The organism is Xenorhabdus cabanillasii, from assembly GCF_003386665.1.
In the GTDB taxonomy this organism is placed as follows: domain Bacteria; phylum Pseudomonadota; class Gammaproteobacteria; order Enterobacterales; family Enterobacteriaceae; genus Xenorhabdus; species Xenorhabdus cabanillasii.
This window is the reverse complement of record NZ_QTUB01000001.1, coordinates 2743945-2766604: the sequence shown is the minus strand read 5'-3', so window position 1 is coordinate 2766604 and position 22660 is coordinate 2743945. Positions and strand designations below refer to the sequence as shown.

The following is a 22660-nucleotide window of genomic DNA, read 5'->3' as shown; positions in this document are numbered from 1 at the left end:
TTCTCCTTTCTTATCATTTAATTTTCTTAAATATTAATATGGAACAGGTCACAAAAGTTTCTTGTCGTTACTTCTGCCAACTTCTCAATACTGACCCCTTTCAGTACTGCCATATATTCAGCAACATCACGTACATAAGCAGGCTGGTTCTGCTTACCACGATGAGGAACCGGAGCCAGATAAGGTGAATCAGTTTCTACCAGAATACGATCGAGAGGGACAAATCTTGCAGCTTCACGAATTTGTTCTGCATTACGAAATGTAACAATACCTGAGAAAGAAATATAAAAACCGAGATCCAGTAAATCCCTTGCTGTATCTTTATCTTCTGTAAAACAGTGCAGCACTCCGCCACAATCCTGTGTGTTTTCTTCTCGCAAAACCGTCAGAGTATCATCTCTTGCTTCACGGGTATGAACAATCACAGGCTTATTTAATTCACGACCGATACGGATATGCTGGCGAAATGAAGTTCTCTGTAATTCCGCATTTTCTTTCTGATAATAATAATCCAGCCCTGTTTCCCCCAGTGCGACCACATCATTGTCCGCAGCTAATCGAGCAAGTTCATCAAAATCGTAACCTTCATCCAGATTTAATGGATGAATACCGCAGGAATACGCGACATTTTCACGTTTACCAACCCTATTTTTCATTTGCTGGAAACCAGGCAACGTAGTCGCTACCGCCAGCATATACTTCACATCCCTTTCTGCGGCTTTAGCCACTACATCATCTACACTTTTGTGCAGTGTTTCATAATCTAAACAGTCGAGATGACAATGTGAATCCACTAAAAACATAATATGCCCGTATCTAAATGTGTTAGCGAGTGGAGCAAAGCTGACTTTCCCAATTGAGTAATTGTTCAGTCAGTAACAATTCCCGATTGATGCCCGCTACGGATATTAATTGATGACGACAACGCGTCCAATCATCAACCATATTTAATAATTTTTCCACACTTTGGCCAGTAGCCAGATGGTGGATTAACGCCTGCTGATCTTGATTGATACAGTAATTTTGTGCCTCTTGCCGCCATTTCACCGCATCAGACAGCAGGCTAATCAGCCAATATAACGGTTGCTGTACATCATCACGATTCAATAATGGTAAAAGTGATAAAGTATCATAGTCATATAATGCCTGTATAATGGCCTGACAAAATGCAGTTCTCTGTTGCCATTTTTCAGTTTGGAGTAACTGTTTTGCAGCCAGTGGAGCTCCCTGTGACAACTTTAATGCCGTCTGAATATCCTGCGATGATATTGCCGGAAGTTGATTTTGCAGCCAGTACAATCCTGTTTGATTTTCGGGAGCAGGCAGAAAATAATAAAAACAGCGGCTTCGCAATGTTGCCAGCAAACTCGCCGGACGTTGGCACCTCAATAAGAAATAAGTATTTCGGGGTGGTTCTTCTAACGTTTTCAACAAGGCGTTAGACGCTGCATCAGTTAGTGCTTCTGTTGATAGTAACCACACAATTTTAGCGCCACCCTGTTGAGAATACTCGTAAAGTTTCTCACTAAGCTGACGTACTGCATCCACACCAATGATACTTTTCCCCTTTTCGGGAGCAAGAACATGCCAGTCAGAATGGGTTTCTGCCAGCATCAAATGACAACCGTGACACTTACCACAACTTTTTGCTCCTTGTTTATCCTGACACATCAGCCAGCGGCTTAATCCATAAAGTAATGCTTCCGCTCCTGTTCCCTCATGAGCATGAAGCAAAAGGGCATGATGCCCACGACCTTGTTGATGAGATTCAATCAACTGGCGATACGCATGGTTAAGCCACGGATACCAATTCATTCCTGCATTTCCCGTTGTTTCAACCAATGAAACAAAATCTGACGAATATCATCCTGTACTTTTTCCAGTGACTGTGTTGCATCTACTTTTTTGATGGTCTTATCTTGTTCTATAAGTTCAAGATACCTTGTGCGGGTACGATGGAAAAAATCCAGCGATTCTTTTTCAATACGATCCAATTCACCACGCTCGCGGGCACGCTGTAAACCAACCTCTGGCGGTAAATCAAGATAAATGATCAAATCAGGGTAAAAATCACTGAGCGCTGCTCCACGCAATGAAGACAATAAGCTCTGGTCAATACCACGGCCACCACCCTGATATGCCTGAGAAGACAGATCATGGCGATCTCCGACAACCCAACTGCCTTTCGCCAGAGCAGGCTTGATCACATTCTCCACTAACTGAACTCTGGCGGCATAAAGCATTAATACTTCAGCTTTATCCGTCAATATCTCTCCTTCAATCTCTTCTTTGATCAATTGACGTAATTTTTCCGCTAAGGGAGTTCCACCCGGTTCACGGGTAAAAACAAGATCAGAAATACCATGCTGTTTCAGTGTATCAGCCACAGTTTGGATTGCCGTAGTTTTTCCTGCGCCTTCAAGCCCTTCAATAACAATAAATTTGCTGTTCATTTATCCTGCTTTAACCTCTGGCGATAAAGATTTACCGCTTTATTATGCGCTACCAAATTCGTAGTAAATGTGTGACCTCCATTGCCATCTGCAACGAAATATAGATAATCAGTCACAGCCGGATGTGCGGCTGCCTTGATCGATGCAAGACTTGGCATGGCAATAGGCGTTGGTGGCAGTCCCTCAATCATATAAGTATTGTATGGCGTAAATGTGGTCAGGCTGCTACGAAAAATGGTTCCGGTATACTTATCTCCCAACCCATATATGACTGTCGGATCTGTCTGTAATCGTATCTTTAACCGCAGACGATTAACAAATACTGACGCAATCTTAGCGCGTTCAGAATCTACCGCAGTCTCTTTTTCGATAATAGATGCCATAATTAACATCCCATAAGCACTCTTATACGGTAAATTCTCTGCACGGTTTTTCCATTCCTGCTCTACTAACATGACCATTTTTTGGTGAGCACGTCTGAGTAATTCTATATCACGTGTACCTGCGGTATAGAGGTAAGTATCAGGGTAAAACCACCCTTCCAGTGATCCACCTGTTTTCATATCCAACAATTTTGTCAGCTCTTGTGGCGTCTTACCTTCTGCCTCATGTTTCAAGTATGGCGCATTCTGCAATATCTTTGACCAGTCAGAGAGACGACTACCTTCAACAAAGCGGATAGAAAATTGAACTTCTTTACCACTGGAAAACAATTGCAGTATTTCTTGTAACGTCATATTTTTTTGTAGACGATAAGTACCTGCCTTAAATTCGGCTAATTCTGGTTCTAAACGAAACAGCCACTGCAATAACTGGTTATCTTCGATTAGTTTATGCTGAATTAATAGTGTCTCCAGCCCGGCACGACCTATTCCGGCAGGTACTGTGAATATAAGATCTTGAGTCAGATTAACCTTCTGAGCAGAAAAATTTTCTATTTTTTTTGCAAAAAGTAAAAATGCTATTGCTGCAATAACAATAATCAATCCAGGTAAAATAAGAATGCTTTTTTTAAGTTTCATCCGATTACCACTTTTATCTGTCTTTCAATGATAGAGGCGGGATAACCGCTGTTTCATACCTGCGAATTACAACTACAGCCTTAAACATTCAGGTAATAAATATTCATATAATTCTCTGGATTGATATTTCCACGCAGGTTGATTTTTATGTGCCAGGATCTGATTAACAGCTATCACAGGCATCAATGAATTACAAATAATTACCTCATCGGCATGTGCCAATACTTCAGGATAACGCATGACACATGACAAGTTATAGTCACTTTCTTCCAACACCTGGATAATCTTCTGTCGCATTATTCCTTCTACACCACATTGGCTTAAATCCGGTGTATAAACGTTTTTACCTCTTCGCCAAAAAATATTAGCGGTACAACATTCAACCAATAAACCATCGCTATCAAGTACCAGCGCTTCATCAATTTTTGCTTGTTCAATAAACCGTTTTATCAAAACCTGCTCCAATCGGTTCAGATGCTTGATGCCTGCTAAGTGAGGATTAATTCCCATAGCGACAGGGCTAAGGCCCAACGAAACACCTTTTTCACGCAGAGTACGATATTGTTCTGGATATGGACTTAACGAAAGGATTTGATTTGGCTCATCAATGCTATCAACGCTGTACCCACGGCCACCATTTCCTCTGGAGAGGATCACTTTCAAAACACCTGATTCACACCCCGCAGCAACTTGTTTAATATGGTTTTCCAGTTGCATCCAATCCAGTGCAGGCATAAACAGTTTTTTAACGCCTTTTTGCAACCGTTTCATATGCAAAGACAACAAAGCCGCCTGACCTTGCTCAACTCTTATTGTGGTAAAGCAGCCATCACCAAATTGTACCGAGCGATCATTAGCAGAAAGTTGATCGTGCAATTTGCCGTTAATCCAATACATCATCTTATTTTCTGATTCTTAAATAAAAAGGCGTGAAAACCTCAGCTTATAAGGGGCGTTATAATAGTATATGAATCTTAGCAGTGCAAAAATGTGCATCTGAAAGGCACAGAAGTAAAACATAAAAAAACCCCAACATAAGAGTTGAGGCTTTTTCTGGGAAATTGAGCGTTTTACATCTTACGGAAAATCAGTGAACCGTTAGTTCCACCGAAGCCGAAAGAGTTACACAACGCGTATTCCATTCCTTCGATGTTGCGTGCCTGACCAGGAACAAAATCCAGGCGACAATTTTCATCCTGATTAACCAGGTTAATGGTTGGAGGAACAATCTTATCACGCAGGGAAAGAATCGTGAAAATAGATTCCACCGCTCCAGCCGCGCCCAGCAAGTGGCCTGTCATAGACTTAGTTGAACTCACTAATACTTTAGTACCTTCACCAAAAACAGACTCCACTGCCAAAGCTTCAGCAAGATCACCTGCTGGTGTTGAAGTACCATGAGCATTAATATAACCCACCTGATCCGGAGAAATGCCTGCATCTCTCAAAGCATTTACCATAGCAAGTGCTGCACCTGCTCCATCTTCCGGTGGCGATGTCATGTGATACGCATCACTACTCATACCGAAGCCAACAACTTCAGCATAAATTTTCGCGCCTCGTTTTTTGGCGTGTTCATATTCTTCAAGAACAATAACGCCAGCACCATCACCCAAAACAAATCCGTCACGATCTTTATCCCAAGGGCGGCTCGCACCTTGAGGGTCGTCATTACGGGTCGATAGCGCACGGGCAGCGCCAAACCCTGCAACACCAAATTCTGTACTTGCTTTCTCAGCACCACCCGCCAACATGATATCGGCATCATTATACGCAATAATACGCGCCGCATGGCCGATGTTGTGCACGCCAGAAGTACAGGCAGTTGCAATAGAAATACTAGGACCACGAAGACCATATAAAATGCTCAAATGGCCTGCTACCATATTAATAATGGTTGAAGGTACAAAAAATGGGCTGACCTTACGAGGCCCGGCCGAAAGCAATGTACTATGGTTCTCTTCAATCAGGCCCAAACCACCAATACCAGAACCAATAGCAGCACCAAAGCGGCTAGCATTGGCTTCTGTTACTTCGATTCCTGCATCTTCAATAGCTTGAATGCCAGCAGCAATACCATACTGAATGAACAAATCCATCTTTCGTGCATCTTTGCGCGAAATATTGAAATCTTCATGATTAAAATTCTTCACCACACCAGCAAACTTAGTTGCATGGTTAGCGGTGTCAAAATGTTCGATAAGGCCGATACCACTCTGTCCAGTACAAACAGCGTTCCAAGAAGACTCTACTGTATTGCCGACAGGAGATACCATGCCTAGTCCGGTCACGACTACTCGACGCTTAGACACGGTTATCCTCCAGGGAGGGAAAAAATGTAAGACAAAAAACATAGGCGGTCGAACGACCGCCTAGGTATATGTGCTTATTTACCTGCGTTTTCAACGTAGTCAATAGCAGCCTGAACTGTAGTGATTTTTTCAGCTTCTTCGTCTGGGATCTCAATATCGAACTCTTCTTCCAGAGCCATTACCAGTTCAACTGTGTCAAGAGAATCAGCGCCCAAGTCATCAACAAATGAAGCTGTGTTTACAACTTCTTCCTCTTTAACACCCAGTTGTTCAACGATGATTTTCTTAACGCGTTCGTCGATAGTGCTCATACTATTAAATTTCCTATCAAAACTCGCTTTTGCGATGGTTTTCGTAGTTTATAAAATACAGGAAAAGATGCAACCAAATCCCGGCTGGTCGAACCACCAACTGTCTTTTTTGTATAAAAAATACATCGAAAACAGTAGGTTCGCTCATTTTTAAATCATGTACATGCCACCATTGACATGTAATGTTTCACCCGTAATGTAAGCGGCCTCATCAGAAGCAAGAAACGCTACAGCACTGGCAATTTCCTTTGCATCACCGAGACGATTAGCAGGAACTTGAGATAAAATGCCTGCTCGTTGGTCGTCTGTCAACGCTCTGGTCATATCCGTTTCGATAAAACCAGGCGCAATAACATTGACGGTAATGCCACGAGAAGCGACCTCACGGGCTAATGATTTGCTAAAACCAATGACCCCTGCTTTCGCTGCCGCGTAATTCGCCTGCCCTGCATTTCCCATTGTTCCAACAACAGATCCAATGGAAATAATACGCCCATAACGTTTTTTCATCATAGAACGCATTACTGCTTTTGACAGACGAAAAATCGAAGAAAGATTAGTGTTAACAATATCTTGCCACTCATCATCTTTCATACGCATCAACAAGTTATCACGTGTGATGCCCGCATTATTCACTAGAATGTCTATTTCACCAAATTCAGCACGAATATTCGATAGCGCTTGTTCAATGGATGTCGAATCTGTGACATTCAGTACAAAACCTTTGCCTTTATCACCAAGATAGGCACTGATTGCCTCGGCTCCCTTTTCACCAGTCGCAGTGCCAATCACACATGCGCCACGTTCAGCCAATAATTCTGCAATCGCTCGACCTATACCACGGCTGGCACCAGTAACTAGTGCAATTTTTCCATCAAAGCCCATGTTTTCCTCAGTCATTTATTCAGAGCAATTGTAAGTGATGATACATCATTTACTGCTACAGCACTTAAAGTATCAACAATTCGTTTTGTTAAACCAGTTAATACCTTACCTGGCCCTATTTCTAAAATTTTATCAACACCTTGCGTTGCAAAGTATTCAACAGATTCTGTCCAGCGTACAGGATTATACAACTGACGAACCAGCGCATCCCGAATTGCATCAGCAGATTCTTCTACCTTCACATCCACATTATTGACAACAGGGAACTGCGGTTGGTTAAACACAACAGATTGCAATGCAGTTGCTAACTGGTCTGCCGCAGATTTCATCAGAGCACAATGTGAAGGAACACTGACTGCCAAAGGCAGAGCTCGCTTAGCACCAGCCGCTTTACATGCAGCCCCCGCACGCTCTACTGCTTCTTTCTCGCCAGCAATTACAACTTGTCCGGGTGAGTTAAAGTTAACAGGTGAAACAATTTGTCCCTGTGCTGATTCTTCGCATGCTTTTGCAATGGACTCATTATCCAGGCCAATAATGGCATACATAGCACCTTGCCCTTCAGGTACTGCCTCCTGCATCAGTTTCCCACGGAATTCAACCAACTTGATAGCTTGTTGGAATTCGATTACACCAGCACAAACCAGCGCAGAATATTCACCAAGGCTATGACCAGCCAGCATGACAGGGGTTTGCCCTCCCTGCTCCTGCCATATCCGCCAAATGGCAACGGAAGCCGCCAGCAACGCAGGCTGTGTTTTCCACGTTTTATTCAGTTCTTCTGCTGGCCCCTGCTGAACTAATTCCCATAAATCGTATCCCAGAACCTCAGAAGCTTCTGCGAAGGTTTGTTCTATAAGCGGAAATTCTGTAGCTAAATCAGCTAACATACCAAGGGATTGAGAACCTTGGCCAGGGAATACCATTGCAAAATCAGACATGTTTATCTTCCTGTTAAGTTAAAAACGTACTAGCGCTGAGCCCCAGGTAAAGCCACCGCCAAATGCTTCAAGTAAAACAAGTTGGCCACGTTGGATTCTTCCATCACGTACCGCTTCGTCAAACGCAGTCGGAACAGATGCCGCAGAGGTATTGCCATGACGATCCAGTGTCACAACAACTTTATCCATAGCCATATTCAATTTTTTAGCTGTCGCAGAAATAATACGTAAATTCGCCTGATGAGGAACCAGCCAGTCAAGCTGCGAATGATCTAAATCGTTAGCTTTCAAAGTTTCATCAACGATATTCGCTAATTCTCGCACGGCAACCTTAAATACTTCATTGCCAACCATTGTGACGTATGCTGGTGAACCCAATTTTTGGCGATCTTGATGAGGGACTGACAGTAATTCGCCATAATGGCCATCTGCATGAAGGTGAGTTGACAGAACGCCCGGCTCTTCTGAAGCGCCAACAACCATCGCACCTGCCGCGTCACCGAAGAGGATAACTGTACTGCGATCTTCAGGATCTACAATTTTGGAGACAATATCAGATCCAATAACCAGTGCATGCTTAGCGGCACCAGTTTTAATAAATTGATCAACAACACTCAATGCATATGCAAACCCGGCACAAGCAGCCGCAATATCAAAAGCCGGAATACTATTAATACCTAACAACTTCTGGATCTGACAAGCACTGCTAGGAAAAGCATGGCTTCCCGTTGTTGTTGCAACAACAATCAAATCGATTTGCGTTTTATCGATACCAGCCATTTCAATGGCTTTTTCAGCTGCCCTGAATCCCATAGTAGCAACTGTTTCACCTTCAGCAGCTATACGGCGCTCACGGATACCTGTACGAGTCACGATCCACTCATCCGTTGTATCCACCATTTTTTCTAAATCTGCGTTAGTACGCACCTGAGAAGGCAAATAACTGCCCGTGCCTAAGATCTTTGTATACATTTATGCTTATTCACTCTTGGGTAATACTGCATCTAGTCGGGCTGCGATCCTTTCCGGAACCTGCTTCTCTACCGCCTTAACGGCTTGCTCGATAGCAGCTTTGAATGCGTATTCATTCGCGGCACCATGACTTTTTATGACAATACCACGCAATCCTAATAGTGTTGCGCCGTTATACTGATCAGGGTTTAGATGACCAAAGCGTTTTGCTATTTGTTTGAGCAAAAACTTCCTGAATATTTTCACCAACCATGACGATTTTTTCTTCTGCCCACCTGGTGATTTAACCAGAGACAGAATCACTCTGATTGCGCCTTCCATTGTCTTCAGCGTAACATTACCTGCGAAGCCGTCACACACGAGGACATCTGTTTTCCCCGTTAATAACTCATTACCTTCCACATAACCTATGTAATTAATTAAATTACTATTCCGTAATATCATGGCGGCTTCGCGGATATTATCTAGCCCTTTGGATTCTTCTTCCCCGATATTTAGTAATGCCACACGTGGATTGTTTGCACCTGCAACATCTTCTGCCATAACAGCGCCCATAATGGCAAATTGCACTAACATACGACTATTACAATTAATATTAGCGCCTAAATCTAATACGACTGTTTTCTGTTGTTTCAGATTAGGTATAACTGTTACTAAGGCAGGCCGTTCAATCCCCTCTATAGATTTCAACATCAATTTAGCCAGCCCCATTAACACTCCGGTATTCCCCGCACTGACACATGCTTGCGCTTCACCTGATTTCACTAAATTTAGTGCAATACGCATTGAAGTGCCGTGACTGGAACGAATTGCCTGAGAAGGTTTTACATCGTTAGCAACAACATGTTCTGCAGGAATAATTTGCAAACGGCCGAGCAGCTCAGCATTTTTATTTGCAAGCAAAGGAGAAATGGTTTCGGGATCACCGACCAACAGCAGTTTTAATCGCGGATTAGATGCCAGTGCCTGCAATGCAGCAGGCACCGTGATGCGAGGACCAAAGTCCCCGCCCATAGCATCTAACGCTAAGGTTAGATTGGCCAAGATATCAACTTGCTAATAATTAGCTGAAATTACTTGTTGATTACCTTGCGGCCACGGTAGTAACCATCAGCAGTCACATGGTGACGCAGGTGAGTTTCACCAGAAGTTTTGTCTACAGAAACTTGTGCTGTAGTCAGTGCGTCATGAGAACGACGCATACCACGTTTAGAACGAGTTGGTTTATTCTGTTGTACGGCCATTGACCTTACTCCTTAAGTACTTTTCTTTAAACTGGCTAATACGGCAAATGGGTTTGGTTTTTCCACTTCAGGAGGCAGAACACCAAACACCATGTCCGCGTCGGACACTTCACAGTGTTCAGAATCATGTACCGGAACTACTGGTAGAGAAAGAATTATTTCGTCTTCAATCATAGCCAGTAAATCTATTTCACCAAATTCATTAATGTCAATTGGCTCATACTCTTCCGGTAATGCCTCAACCTGCTCATCGTTGATGATCGGGCTAAAACAATACGTTGTGTGAACATGATGACTGAAATTACTGCCACAGCGCTGACAGGCAAGCGTAACATCCACATCTGAATGCCCTTTTACAACCGCCAGACGCTGATTATCAATCTGAAATGATAATGAGCTATCTACATCACTATCCACACTGACCACAGACTCTAAGAGACGAGACACTTGTTCAGCAGAATAACTACCTTTGTAGTCTAATCTTTTCTGGGCTGCACGAAGTACATCAATGGTCAGGGGTAATTTTACCTTCTGCATAAGGCGCGCATATTATCTTTGTAACGAGACATAGTCAAAGAAAAAGGCCACACATCTGCACCTTTTCGCCAAATATTCGCTTAATAAGCGGTGTATAGTTTAAAATGCCTGCAAATATTTCTCTACGTATTTTATGGAAAAATGATGCTTCCGATTGTTTTATCGTCAACTTCGATATATCGCCGCTTATTGTTAGAAAAAATAGGTTTACCTTTTACCTGTGCCGCACCATATGTTAATGAAAGTTTGCAGGAGAATGAAACTCCTGAGCAATTAGTCATGCGCCTTTCACAAGCAAAAGCTACCACATTACAAAAACATTATTCCAGTCACCTTATTATAGGTTCCGATCAGGTATGTGTTTTAAACGGTAAAATTACAGGAAAACCCCATAATTTTGAGAATGCTCTCTCACAACTAAAAAAAGCCAGTGGGCAACGCGTCACTTTTTATACTGGCATTACGTTATTCAATAGCAAAACAGGAAATACCGATACGCGTTGTGAACTGTTTCATGTCCATTTCAGAACACTGACTGAAGCTGAAATCATCAACTATCTAAAAAAAGAACAACCTTTCAATTGTGCGGGCAGTTTTAAAAGTGAAGGTTTGGGAATTACGTTATTTGAAAAACTCGACGGTAAAGATCCCAATACATTAATTGGTCTGCCATTAATTACACTGACAGAAATGTTTATCCGCCAGGGGGTAAACCCCCTGACGGCACAATATTCATAACCAACTTATGACTATCTAATTACATTTGACGCAATTTTTTTAAACATTGGCGTAACCCGACATCCATTGGCGCTTCAAAACGCAAAGTCTCTCCTGTTGATGGATGGGTAAATTTTAATGAACTGGCATGCAGAAATAGCCGATTAATCCCTGTTTCTGCAAGCTGTTCATCAAATGTTTTGTCACCGTAGCGATCATCAAATGCAATCGGATGCCCCGCATATAAGGTGTGCACACGGATCTGGTGAGTACGTCCCGTTACAGGGCTGGCTCGCACCAGTGTGGCAAATGCATATCGCTCTTCAACCTTGAAGCGCGTCTCAGATGGTTTACCCTCACTGCTAACCTTAACGACCCTTTCACCGCTTTGCAGAATATTTTTTAATAAAGGTGCCTGCACTATTTTACAATGGGATTGCCATTGGCCGCGCACTAATGCCAAATAATCTTTCTGCATTTGTTTTAAACGTAATTGCTCATGTAGTGAACGTAAAGCTGAACGTTTCTTCGCAATCAGTAAAACCCCGGATGTATCGCGATCGAGGCGATGTACCAATTCAAGAAAACGCGCTTCAGGCCGTAATGCACGCAATCCTTCAATCACACCAAAGCTCAGTCCGCTCCCACCATGTACGGCTGTTCCTGATGGTTTATTGATAACTAAAATATAATCATCTTCATAAAGAATGCATTCTGCCAAAGCCGCTACTTTATCCAGCTTCGCAGAAACAGGAGCATCCTGTTTTTCTGCAACTCTGACAGGCGGAATTCTGATAATATCATTGGCTGTCAATTTATATTCAGGCTTAACCCTTCCTTTGTTGACTCTAACTTCACCTTTGCGCAAGATCCGATAGACCATACTCTTAGGTACACCTTTTAAGCGAGCCAGCAAAAAGTTATCAATTCTCTGGCCTGCTTCATCGTCATCAATAGTGACAAACTGTACAATTTGATTATTTGTTTTCATAGACGCAATTTTAATTATCCAGCAAACAGAGTGCCAATCATTTTTAAATTATGTATAAATAATATCCATATTTTCATTCTTTATTATTAAATTGTCTTAGAATAAAGGCTAAAGATTAACAACTTATCACCATTTCATGATAAAAAACTCCTAAAGCGATAAAGTCACCTTGCTATCACCCCAATAGCAATGGAATAATGCTTTCCGGCCACAGTTTACTAAACTATGAATGGCAGATTGAAATTGTTTGTTATCTGTTTGTTTGAACAAAAACGCAGCAATGGCGTAAGACGTAATGTTCAATCAAACAATTTATGGGCTGTGGGTTGCAACTTACTGGACTGGGTAGAACCTGTACTAATTTATTACAGTATCCCCCAATAAAGAGCGCTGCGTTTCTTCCAATGAAAGAAATGAAATTCAGGCTTGCCGACAATTAGGCACCTCTATACAAACGATAGCCGTGAGGCTGACGGTTTTGTAAAAGACACGAGGTCATCGGTTACCAGTAGTGCTTCTCTTTTTACTCGCAGCTCTATACTAATGTAAAAAATAATGAGTAAGTTAGAATGAAAAGAATGTTAATCAACGCAACCCAACAGGAAGAGTTGCGCGTCGCCCTTGTTGATGGGCAACGTCTTTATGATCTGGATATTGAAAGTCCTGGACACGAGCAAAAAAAGGCAAATATTTACAAAGGTAAAATTACACGGATTGAACCTAGCCTTGAGGCCGCTTTTGTTGATTATGGTGCAGAACGGCATGGCTTCCTTCCTATAAAAGAAATTGCTCGTGAATATTTCCCAAGTAATTACCATGCCCACGGTCGCCCCAACATTAAGGACATACTTAAAGAAGGCCAGGAAGTTATCGTTCAGGTCGATAAAGAAGAGCGAGGCAATAAAGGAGCAGCCTTAACAACCTTTATCAGTCTGGCTGGCAGCTATCTGGTTTTAATGCCAAATAATCCAAGAGCAGGCGGTATTTCCCGTCGTATCGAAGGTGATGACCGCATTGAATTAAAAGAAGCACTCTCTTCCCTTGAAGTCCCTGAAGGTATGGGGCTTATCGTCCGTACTGCCGGTGTCGGCAAATCCGCAGAATCCTTACAAGGAGATCTGAACTTCCGCCTGAAACACTGGGAAGCAATTAAGAAAGCTGCAAGCAGTCATCCAGCGCCTTTTTTGATTCACCAGGAAAGCAACGTTATCGTACGAGCTTTCCGTGATTATCTGCGCCCGGATATCGGGGAAATCCTGATCGATAACCCTAAAATCCTCGATTTGGCACGCCAACATATCACCGCACTCGGCCGTCCTGATTTTGCCAGCAAAATCAAACTGTATAGTGGTGAAGTCCCCCTGTTCAGCCATTACCAGATAGAATCCCAGATCGAATCCGCTTTCCAACGTGAAGTGAGACTGCCTTCCGGTGGTTCAGTCGTCATTGACACCACTGAAGCGTTGACCGCAATCGATATCAACTCATCCCGCGCAACCCGTGGGGGAGATATTGAAGAAACCGCTTTTAATACGAATCTGGAAGCCGCAGATGAGATTGCCCGTCAATTACGCCTGCGAGACCTCGGTGGCCTTATCGTTATCGATTTTATTGATATGACACCAGTTCGCCATCAGCGTGAGGTTGAAAATCGCCTGCGTGATGCAGTTCGCCAAGATCGTGCCCGTATTCAGATCGGCCGAATTTCCCGTTTTGGTCTGCTGGAGATGTCACGTCAGCGCTTAAGCCCGTCACTGGGTGAATCCAGCCATCATGTCTGTCCACGCTGTAGCGGTACGGGAACTATTCGCGATAATGAATCACTTTCCCTGTCTATTCTTCGTCTGATAGAAGAAGAAGCTCTGAAAGAAAATACTCATCAGGTTCATGCCATTGTTCCTGTTCAGATCGCTTCCTACCTGTTGAATGAGAAACGTAAAGCTGTCAGTGCGATTGAACATCGTCAGGGTGGTGTCGGAGTGGTTATCGTTCCAAACAACCAAATGCAGACCCCACACTTCTCTGTTTTACGTGTTCGTAAAGGTGAAGAAATTTCTGCCCTGAGTTATCAGCTTCCACAATTTCATGAAACGGAAATGGCAAATATTCAGGAAGATGCACAGCATGAACGCAAGCGTCCTGAACAACCTGCTATTTCGACTTTCGATCTGCCTACAGAAACTCCTGCACCTGTAACGGCAAAAACAAAAGAGAAAAAAACACCAGCGAATAATCAGCAAAAAGCAGACAAACCCGGTTTGTTCAGCCGCCTTTTAAAAGCCCTGAAAAAAGCATTCAGTGGTGAGGAAGAGAAACAACCACGGGAAAAGAGCAAAAAATCTTCCGGTAACGATAATCGCCGTTCATCTGAGCGCCGTAATTCACGCCGTCAAAACCAACGTCGTGAGCGCAATGAGAATGAAACTCGGAATAATCGCGAGCGTGATGAACAGCGTAAAGGACGTAATGCTCAGCCTAAAAATAATGTGCAGGATGATACTGTAACAGATAACGAGTCTCGTGAAACTCAGCAGCAACAGCGCCGTGAACAGCGTGCAGAGCGTCAACGCCGTCGTCAGGAAGAAAAACGTCAGCAACAGTTGGAAATCAAAGCGCAGCAAGTAAACAAAACTGAAGTTCCAGAGGCAGAAATCGAAGAACGTCAACCTGTTATGCCGAGGCGCCAACGTCGTCAGCTTGAGCAGAAAATTCGTATTACAGATAGCGTGAAAGAAGTAGCTGCTATTGCTACCTTGCCAGCAGTCACATCTGAATCTGCACCAGTAATCGTAGAAGAAGAGAAAAAAGTTTCTGTACCGGCTGTTATCAATACAGAAATGGAAGTAACAGCTCAGTCTTCTGCTTCAGACGAATCCATTACGCAAAATGCAAGTGTGCAAGTTTCATCTGTACAAAGCTCTCTGCAAGGTAATGAGCAACAAGATAACATCATGCCACGTCGTTCTCGCCGTTCACCGCGCCATTTGCGTGTCAGCGGGCAACGTCGTCGTCGTTATCGCGATGAACGTAATCTGACCCAATCACCTGTACCTCTTGCAATGGCAGTAGTTTCACCTGAATTGGCATCAGGTAAAGTTTGGGTTCGTTACCCAGTCACACCTGTAGTAACAGTTTCTGAAACAGAAATTTCAACTGAAATTTCTGCTGTTGAAGGAATAGCATCAGAGCAATCCGTTGATATTATGCAAATTCCCGCGGCTGCAAAAATTGCTGAACCAGTCTCAATCTTTACTGTTACTGAAGCAACAGAGGCAGAGAAAACCATAATCAATTACGAAGATGTTAAAGCTGAGTCAGTGATCCATTCTCCTGTGGCATCAGCTACAGAGCCTGCCTCTGAACTGACTGAAGCGCCAACACAGGAAACTGTAGGAGCAGCTATCAGCAATGATATCGCATATCAGGTTGAAACTGTGCATAACACGGTATTACATGAATCTGAGGAAGAAGCACATCGCGCAGCAGAACCGATCATCGTTACCTCTGTCGCTGAACAGGAACACTATAAAGAACAGCCAACTGTCGCAACGGAAATATGCTCTCAGGTAACGGAAGTTAAAGCGAAAGAGACAAAAGCTGCTGAATCACAGATCATCGTGGCAAAAAATCATCACGCTTATTCCCCAATGACTAAAGCGCCGGCACCGGATATGGCGGCGCAGCCAGTCATTATTACTGAATGGCAACGCCCTGTTTATCCATTTAAAGGAAAAGGAGGTGCAGGCGGGCATTCTGCAACGAGCGTCGCAACATCAAGAATGTCAAAGCCACAGTCATTCGAATAATCGAATAGCATAATCACCTATAAAATCAAATGGCTCCTTTTCTGGGAGCCATTTTTTTATCATTTACGTTATAAAAGCTGTCTGCTTCATTTCCTTTGAGCTCTGATTTCAATAAACTCAGGCAGTTATCATTTGAAACGGTGAATTATTATGGATAAAATTTCGTCTACGAAACCTTGGTTGATTTTCGGTGCGGGCAAAGGTATCGGACGCTATCTGACCGATATCGCACTAAAACAAAAACGTCCGATTACGGCATTGATCCGTAATGAACAACAGGCGATTGAACTATGTTCAATCGGTGTGAATGTGATACAAGGTGATGCCTGTGACAGCCGAAGTATAGAAAAAGCAATTGAACATGCCGGAGAAAATCCCATCGTTTTTTCAACCATCGGAGGAGGTAATTCAGATCACTACGGCAATATTGCCATCATAGATGCTCTGGAAAAGGCTCAAATTTCACGCATGCTCTTGGTTACATCCATAGGATGTGGTGATAGTTGGCACACCTTATCACCACGTGCCAAATCATTATTCGGTCAATCAGTCAGGCTCAAATCACTGGCAGAAAGTTATCTGCAAACCAGTACCTTAGACTTTACAATTGTTCGTCCCGGCGGTCTGACTAATCAAGCAGGTACAGGGCATTGCCAACGTTATCAGGGAGAAATTCACGGTATGGTGAGTCGTGAGGATGTTGCTTTGCAATTGGCACATATGGCTGAGGATAAAGAGGCTTATTACCAGATTTACGCTTTGGTCGATCCTGAACTAAAACTTCACTGGAATTGATAAAGTGACCACGCCTTTCCGGCGTGGTCAATATCTTATTTCACTCCGCCATCCATTGCCTTAAGCTTTTTGGATAATTCGCGGCGTTCTTTAGACAACTCAGCATTTTTGATAATATATTCGTCAACTCGCTCTTCATAATCGCTACGCATATGGGCGATAATTCCTTGAATATCTTCAACTGACATTCCCGGTTTAATGTAATCACTCAGATTATCCAGTAACAGTACACGTTTTTGGTTGTCGCGGATCTTTTTCTCATTGTCTACGATTTCTCGTTGTAATTTATTTTTGCGACGAAAGATACGCACAAACTCTAATACATTATGGAATGTCGGTTTATTCGCGTTGTCCATTTTTTACACCTTTCTTTAATTAGACCGATAATTTTTTATGCTGACTACACAATACAATTTCAGGTAACACATAGACAAGCCAGTTTCGATAATTTATTGACGTAATAGGCCTATGAGTTACCATATCTTTGATCTAACCACATGACAAACTAACTTACCGTGGGTAAGACAACTAAATTATACGGGCATGACTGATAGACAAAAATGATACATTAAAATCTAATTAGTTAAACCAACAACCAATGGATGCAGAATCGCCTTGAGTAACGATAAAATCCCCACTTTCTACTTTCACGACTATGAAACCTTCGGCAAACATCCTGCCTTAGATCGTCCTGCACAGTTTGCGGGAGTTCGTACTGATAGTGATTTTAATATCATCGAAGAGCCTTTAGTGGTGTACTGTGCCCCTGCTGATGATTACCTCCCTGATCCTGAAGCTATCATGATTACGGGAATTACTCCCCAATTAGCGCTGAAAAAAGGGGTTAATGAAGCAGAATTTGCACGCTTGATCCATGCTGCATTCAGTAAACCCAATACCTGTATTCTCGGATATAACAATATTCGTTTTGACGATGAAGTCAGCCGTAATATCTTTTATCGCAATTTCTACGATCCTTATGCCTATAGTTGGCAAAAAGGTAATTCTCGTTGGGACTTGCTTGATGTATTACGCGCCTGCTATGCCCTGCGCCCGGAAGGGATCATCTGGCCAGAAAATGATGATGGTTTACCTAGCTTTAAGCTGGAACAGCTGACAAAAGCCAATGGCGTCGAACATACTCAAGCCCATGACGCTATGTCAGATGTTTACGCCACTATTGCTATGGCGAAGCTGATTAAACAAGCGCAACCTAAGCTGTTCGATTATTTTTTCCAGTTAAGAAATAAACAGAAAATCAGCAATCAGATTGATATTCCACAAATGAAACCGCTGGTACATGTATCAGGCATGTTTGGCGCTTTACGTAGTAATATCAGCCTGATTGCACCTTTGGCCTGGCATCCAACAAACCGTAATGCTGTTATCATGTGTGATTTGGCTGGCGATATCACACCTCTGCTGGAACTTAGTGCAGATGAATTACGTGAACGCTTGTATACCCGCCGAGATGAATTACAGTCAGATCAAGCGCCTGTTCCCATCAAACTGGTACATATCAACAAATGCCCGATTATTGCGCCTGAAAATACATTGCGTCCCCAAGATGCAGAGCGGGTTGGATTAGATCGCAACCAATGTGCACAAAATCTGGCTATCTTACGTAGTAATCCACAAATCAGGGAAAAAGTGGTCGAATTGTTTTCTCATTCAGAAGAATTTCCAGAATCTGATAATGTTGATGCTAAGCTATATAGTGGCTTTTTCAGTGACGCTGATAAAACTGCGATGGAAATTATTCGTGAAACCACTCCTCAAAACTTGCCTGCGTTGGATTTAACGTTTCAAGATATACGCATTAAAGCACTTCTGTTCCGTTACCGTGCCAGAAACTATCCGGCAACTTTGGATTATGATGAACAACAGCGTTGGTTGCAGCATCGCCGGGAGATACTGACACAAGAAAATATCACCCAATATTTTGCAACTATTGAACAACTTTTTATTGAACACCAATCTGATGAAGAGAAATGCCGTCAATTAAAGGCATTGATCGATTATGCAGTTCAATTAGCTGAATAAATTTCAGTTAAAACAGGAAAAGACAGAACCCAGGTTTTGTCTTTTTCAATCTTTGTACAATTACTCTAGTCATGCTGATGATCAGAGCATTTATCAAAACATTGGCCTCCACACTCTTCTCTCCAATTTTTCAGCTTAGATGTTTTACCAATCCCTGGATTCAAACTATTAGTCGGATCATTCTTTTGATAAAACTGCTTAAGCTGAGGCTTAGCCTTATACAAATGACCTACGTTATGCTCAGCAGGATATTCTGCTCCTCTCTGCTCTAAAATTTCCAGCATCTTCTCTTTCAATGCATTAATATTTTTACCTTTTTTGACAATGTAATCCTGATGAAATACATGACACATAAAGTGGCCGTAATATAAACGGTGTACCAGTGCGTCATTGATTTCTGGCGGCAGATGTTCGAACCACTCACGATCGTTACGCCTGAGGGCAATATCCAACGGCAAAATATCTTCTACTTCGTTGCTGTGCACTGCCTGATACCGAATAGCTGCTCCTGCTGCTACAAAGCGATGTAAAAAAGCCTTAGCACCTTCTTCTGGGGTACAGACGAAATATTCACCCTCTGCCTGTTTGAAATAGCTCTCTAACCATTCATTCGCTTCTTTTATACCCTCACCAGACATTTTTAATAACAAATGATGTTCAAAACGATTCCGATACTTTTTCAGGCGTGCAGGTAAGTGTGAAGGGAACAAACGGCTTAGTCCCTGCATTACCCGATCTATTAAATGTGCTGGCAAAAAAGGAATTTTGCCGAAAAAGGCATCCGCTCGCCCTTTTAAGCTGAAGAACTTTGGCATTTTATCTGTGCCAAGTTTATCAATCATAACGAAGGTATCTTTGCCATAGACTTCAGCAATATCAAAAATATTCCTATGCATATATTCACCAGCAACCGGCAAGTGCTGAAAACTCGATAAGATATATCGGCGTAATTCTGTCAAAACTTCCGGTTGATTAGTACCGATATAGAATACTTGTGTAGAAGGTTCTGCCGAGAAGGTATCCAAACGAACGGCGAAAATAATCAATTTACCTGCACAGCCTGAGGCTTCAAACAACCTGCGTTCATCAGCATTAAAGCGTGATGGGGTATCCGCATCAATATCGCGAACCCGTTGGGTATATTCATGATCAGAAGCTACTCTTTTATTTTGCTGAATATCTTCAATACGGTAACGTTGTTCTTCTAAACAAGTCAGGATTTCTTCTGGCGAGTTCCCCAATTCTATACCTAAGTGATTAATAAGCTCGGCTTCGCCTTTTTCATTCACACGTCCATATAAAGCCATTTCTGTATAAGCAGGCCCACGCTGGACTAAGGAACCACCAGAATTATTACAAACTCCACCAATAACTGATGCACCAATACAGGAAGAACCAATGACTGAATGCGGTTCACGGCCAAGCGGCTTTAATACTTTTTCCAGATTCCACAATGTGCTACCAGGGAATGCAATGATCTGATTGACCGATTTGAGGACCTGTATTTTATCCATTCTCAGTGTACTGATAATGATAATATCGCGATCATAGTCATTACCATTGGGCGTAGAACCTTCTGTTAACCCCGTATTAGCAGCCTGCATTAAAATAATTTTGTCCGCTTCTACACATTCCTTGAAAACTTTCCATTGCTCCAGCAATGAGCCGGGAAAAATAACAGCAAGGGCATTTCCTTGCCCGGAACGAAAGCCTTTGCGATAGCGTTCTGTTTTTTGAGGTTCAGTGAGAACATGAGAGGAACCCACAATATGAGTAAGAATTGCAATGAGTTGCTGATTTTGAAGAGTCTTAACATCATTCATAATGATTTTCTTACCTTAATGTAGAATCAAACGGAAATACCTTTAATAAAATTATTAAGGACAAAGTTTAACCATATTATATGACGTATATTGGTTATTTTTTAATTAAAATTAATTTGTTATTGACAAAAAAACAGCACCCGCAGGTGCTGTTTCATAAAAATAATATAGCAATGAATTTTATACAGATTCACTGAATTGTGGCATAGGCTGCCGGAAGCTGCGCGTCAGGAAGAACATATAAAGCAGACCAAATCCGCCCCAAATCAAACCTAGTTTCATAGAGCTTGCTTCCAGATTCACCCACAATACTCCGATCGTCGCAGCACCAAACAACGGGAGAAGCAGGAAGTGGATTGTATCTCTCAAAGTATTATTACGGCGTTCACGTATATAAAATTGAGAGATTACAGCCAGGTTCACAAAAGTAAATGCAACCAGTGCTCCAAAGTTGATCAAGGCAGTTGCGGTTACTAATTCCAGCCATCCCGCAGAAAGCGCAACAATTCCAACTAAAATGACATTGATTGCAGGAGTCCGCCATTTAGGATGAACATAACCGAATACTTTCTCCGGCAATACACCATCACGTCCCATAACATATAGCAGGCGGGCCACACCTGCGTGGGCGGCCATGCCAGAAGCCATCACGGTCACACAAGAGAATATGAGAATAACGTACTGGAACAACGCTCCAGCAACATACAGCATGATTTCTGGCTGAGAAGCATCTGGCTTTTTAAACCGAGAAATATCAGGGAAATAAAGCTGCAAGAAATAAGATACTGCAATAAAAATCACACCACCAATTAATGCTGTCAGGAAGATAGCTTTTGGGATAACTTTCCCTGCATTAGGTGTTTCCTCGGATAAGGAACTGATCCCATCAAATCCAAGGAATGAAAAACAAAGTATAGTTGCGCCAGTAATCATCGGAATCAATCGGGCTTCTTCTGATGTAAATGGCTGAATACTCAATAATGTCCCAACACCTTCGCCTTTATAAACACCATGGATTAGTAACCCAACGAGTACCATCATAATAGCAATCTGGACAATTACAATTATGCCATTGATATTTGCAACGACATTGATACCACTCAAATTAAAAACTGTCATAAGTACAGTCAATGTCACCACAAAAATCCACGGATCAATACCTGGGAAAAGTGCCTGAAGATAAATTTTTGCCAGCAAAATGTTGATCATCGGCATCAATAGATAATCTAATAAAGATGACCAACCTACCATAAACCCAAGATGGGGATTCATTGATTTTTGTACGTAAGTATAGGCAGAACCCGCCGATGGGTAACGTTTTACCAGCTTTCCGTAACTTAAAGCGGTAAATAAAATAGCAACCAATGCGATGGCATAAGATGTTGCAACATGCCCGCCAGTCAAACCAGAAACAATACCAAAGGTATCAAAGATAGTCATTGGCTGCATATAGGCCAGCCCCATCATGACTACTTGAAATAGAGTCAGTGTTCTTCTCAGCTGAACACGATTGCTGGCACTTGCCTGAACGGTGCCGAGAGTGGCTGTAGTATTATGCGACATGAGCGAAACCTCCCATAACTTCGATCTGGGTATTACTACAACTACTTAATCGATAGTTACTGGGTAGACTTCGCATCTGTCTATAAACAGAAAAGAAAGAAGAGTTGGAAGATAGCGAACTGACAGAGGGCCGTGCCCCATAATCATCATTGCAGCAGCGAGCGCCAATTGGCACAAGTGCAAAAGCGAATAATTGCTCCATAATTGCGTTCCTCAATACAGCAGCTTTTTCATTAGTAGCTGCT

At 42.5% G+C, this 22660-nt stretch carries 21 protein-coding genes; 4 read left to right on the top strand and 17 right to left on the bottom strand.

The features are described from left to right. Positions 1–26: 26 nt before the first annotated feature. The 13 genes from BDD26_RS12985 to yceD all read right to left on the bottom strand — a co-directional run bounded on the left by BDD26_RS12985 (position 27) and on the right by yceD (position 10677). Positions 27–803 carry a metal-dependent hydrolase gene (locus tag BDD26_RS12985; protein WP_038260327.1) on the bottom strand — a complete coding sequence of 259 codons (777 nt, stop codon included), beginning with the start codon at positions 801–803 and terminating at the stop codon, positions 27–29. A gap of 22 nt (positions 804–825) precedes the next feature. Continuing rightward, on the bottom strand, positions 826–1815 hold the full coding sequence (holB, locus tag BDD26_RS12980; protein WP_038260328.1) for a DNA polymerase III subunit delta': 990 nt from the start codon (positions 1813–1815) through the stop codon (positions 826–828). Further along, positions 1812–2453 carry a dTMP kinase gene (gene tmk, locus BDD26_RS12975; RefSeq protein WP_115826758.1) on the bottom strand — a complete coding sequence of 214 codons (642 nt, stop codon included), beginning with the start codon at positions 2451–2453 and terminating at the stop codon, positions 1812–1814. The genes holB and tmk overlap by 4 nt, the downstream gene beginning before the upstream one ends. Next, the gene (gene mltG / locus BDD26_RS12970; RefSeq protein WP_115826757.1) at positions 2450–3475 is read right to left on the bottom strand and encodes an endolytic transglycosylase MltG; all 1026 of its coding nucleotides are present in this window, start codon (positions 3473–3475) and stop codon (positions 2450–2452) included. Before mltG ends, tmk begins: the two co-directional genes overlap by 4 nt. Positions 3476–3547: 72 nt before the next feature. Beyond that, a complete protein-coding gene (pabC, locus tag BDD26_RS12965) occupies positions 3548–4372 on the bottom strand; it encodes an aminodeoxychorismate lyase (RefSeq protein ID WP_038260331.1) in 825 nt (274 codons plus the stop codon). 173 nt (positions 4373–4545) lie between these two features. Next, positions 4546–5787, bottom strand: a complete 1242-nt coding sequence (fabF, locus tag BDD26_RS12960; protein WP_115826756.1) for a beta-ketoacyl-ACP synthase II — start codon at positions 5785–5787, stop codon at positions 4546–4548. Between the two features lie 74 nt (positions 5788–5861). Further along, positions 5862–6098 carry an acyl carrier protein gene (acpP, locus tag BDD26_RS12955; RefSeq protein ID WP_012989255.1) on the bottom strand — a complete coding sequence of 79 codons (237 nt, stop codon included), beginning with the start codon at positions 6096–6098 and terminating at the stop codon, positions 5862–5864. A 150-nt stretch (positions 6099–6248) separates the two neighbouring features. After that, a complete protein-coding gene (gene fabG / locus BDD26_RS12950; RefSeq protein ID WP_115826755.1) occupies positions 6249–6983 on the bottom strand; it encodes a 3-oxoacyl-ACP reductase FabG in 735 nt (244 codons plus the stop codon). A gap of 11 nt (positions 6984–6994) precedes the next feature. Further along, the gene (gene fabD, locus BDD26_RS12945; protein WP_115826754.1) at positions 6995–7924 is read right to left on the bottom strand and encodes an ACP S-malonyltransferase; all 930 of its coding nucleotides are present in this window, start codon (positions 7922–7924) and stop codon (positions 6995–6997) included. A gap of 18 nt (positions 7925–7942) precedes the next feature. After that, positions 7943–8896, bottom strand: a complete 954-nt coding sequence (locus tag BDD26_RS12940) for a beta-ketoacyl-ACP synthase III (RefSeq protein ID WP_038260335.1) — start codon at positions 8894–8896, stop codon at positions 7943–7945. A 6-nt stretch (positions 8897–8902) separates the two neighbouring features. Then, positions 8903–9940: a phosphate acyltransferase PlsX gene (plsX, locus tag BDD26_RS12935; protein ID WP_072021985.1), complete on the bottom strand. Its 1038-nt coding sequence runs from the start codon at positions 9938–9940 to the stop codon at positions 8903–8905. Positions 9941–9969: 29 nt separating this feature from the next. Continuing rightward, on the bottom strand, positions 9970–10140 hold the full coding sequence (gene rpmF / locus BDD26_RS12930) for a 50S ribosomal protein L32 (RefSeq protein ID WP_038260337.1): 171 nt from the start codon (positions 10138–10140) through the stop codon (positions 9970–9972). A 12-nt stretch (positions 10141–10152) separates the two neighbouring features. Further along, positions 10153–10677, bottom strand: a complete 525-nt coding sequence (gene yceD, locus BDD26_RS12925; RefSeq protein ID WP_038260339.1) for a 23S rRNA accumulation protein YceD — start codon at positions 10675–10677, stop codon at positions 10153–10155. Between the two features lie 144 nt (positions 10678–10821). Between yceD and BDD26_RS12920 the strand changes: the two genes are divergently transcribed. Then, positions 10822–11415 carry a Maf family protein gene (locus BDD26_RS12920; RefSeq protein WP_115826753.1) on the top strand — a complete coding sequence of 198 codons (594 nt, stop codon included), beginning with the start codon at positions 10822–10824 and terminating at the stop codon, positions 11413–11415. Between the two features lie 19 nt (positions 11416–11434). Here BDD26_RS12920 and rluC read toward each other — a convergent pair whose 3' ends face one another. After that, positions 11435–12385 (bottom strand): 23S rRNA pseudouridine(955/2504/2580) synthase RluC, encoded by a 951-nt coding sequence (gene rluC / locus BDD26_RS12915; protein ID WP_115826752.1) that lies wholly within the window; start codon positions 12383–12385, stop codon positions 11435–11437. 569 nt (positions 12386–12954) lie between these two features. Between rluC and rne the strand changes: the two genes are divergently transcribed. Together rne and BDD26_RS12900 are read left to right on the top strand one after the other, a co-directional pair. Then, positions 12955–16191 carry a ribonuclease E gene (gene rne, locus BDD26_RS12905; RefSeq protein ID WP_115826750.1) on the top strand — a complete coding sequence of 1079 codons (3237 nt, stop codon included), beginning with the start codon at positions 12955–12957 and terminating at the stop codon, positions 16189–16191. Between the two features lie 150 nt (positions 16192–16341). Continuing rightward, positions 16342–16986, top strand: coding sequence for an SDR family oxidoreductase (locus BDD26_RS12900; protein WP_038260345.1), 645 nt, complete (start codon positions 16342–16344; stop codon positions 16984–16986). A 35-nt stretch (positions 16987–17021) separates the two neighbouring features. On the opposite strand, the gene tmaR is transcribed toward BDD26_RS12900, so the two are convergent. Then, complete coding sequence (tmaR, locus tag BDD26_RS12895; RefSeq protein ID WP_038260346.1) at positions 17022–17342, bottom strand: PTS system regulator TmaR; 321 nt, start codon at positions 17340–17342, stop codon at positions 17022–17024. Between the two features lie 259 nt (positions 17343–17601). On the opposite strand from tmaR, the gene sbcB reads away from it, so the two are divergent. Then, the gene (gene sbcB, locus BDD26_RS12890) at positions 17602–19029 is read left to right on the top strand and encodes an exodeoxyribonuclease I (RefSeq protein WP_038260348.1); all 1428 of its coding nucleotides are present in this window, start codon (positions 17602–17604) and stop codon (positions 19027–19029) included. Between the two features lie 65 nt (positions 19030–19094). On the opposite strand, the gene dld is transcribed toward sbcB, so the two are convergent. Together dld and BDD26_RS12880 are read right to left on the bottom strand one after the other, a co-directional pair. After that, complete coding sequence (dld, locus tag BDD26_RS12885; protein WP_115826749.1) at positions 19095–20852, bottom strand: D-lactate dehydrogenase; 1758 nt, start codon at positions 20850–20852, stop codon at positions 19095–19097. Positions 20853–21032: 180 nt separating this feature from the next. Continuing rightward, entirely contained in the window at positions 21033–22415 is a 1383-nt protein-coding gene (locus BDD26_RS12880) for an APC family permease (protein WP_115826748.1), read from the bottom strand. Positions 22416–22660: the final 245 nt, after the last annotated feature.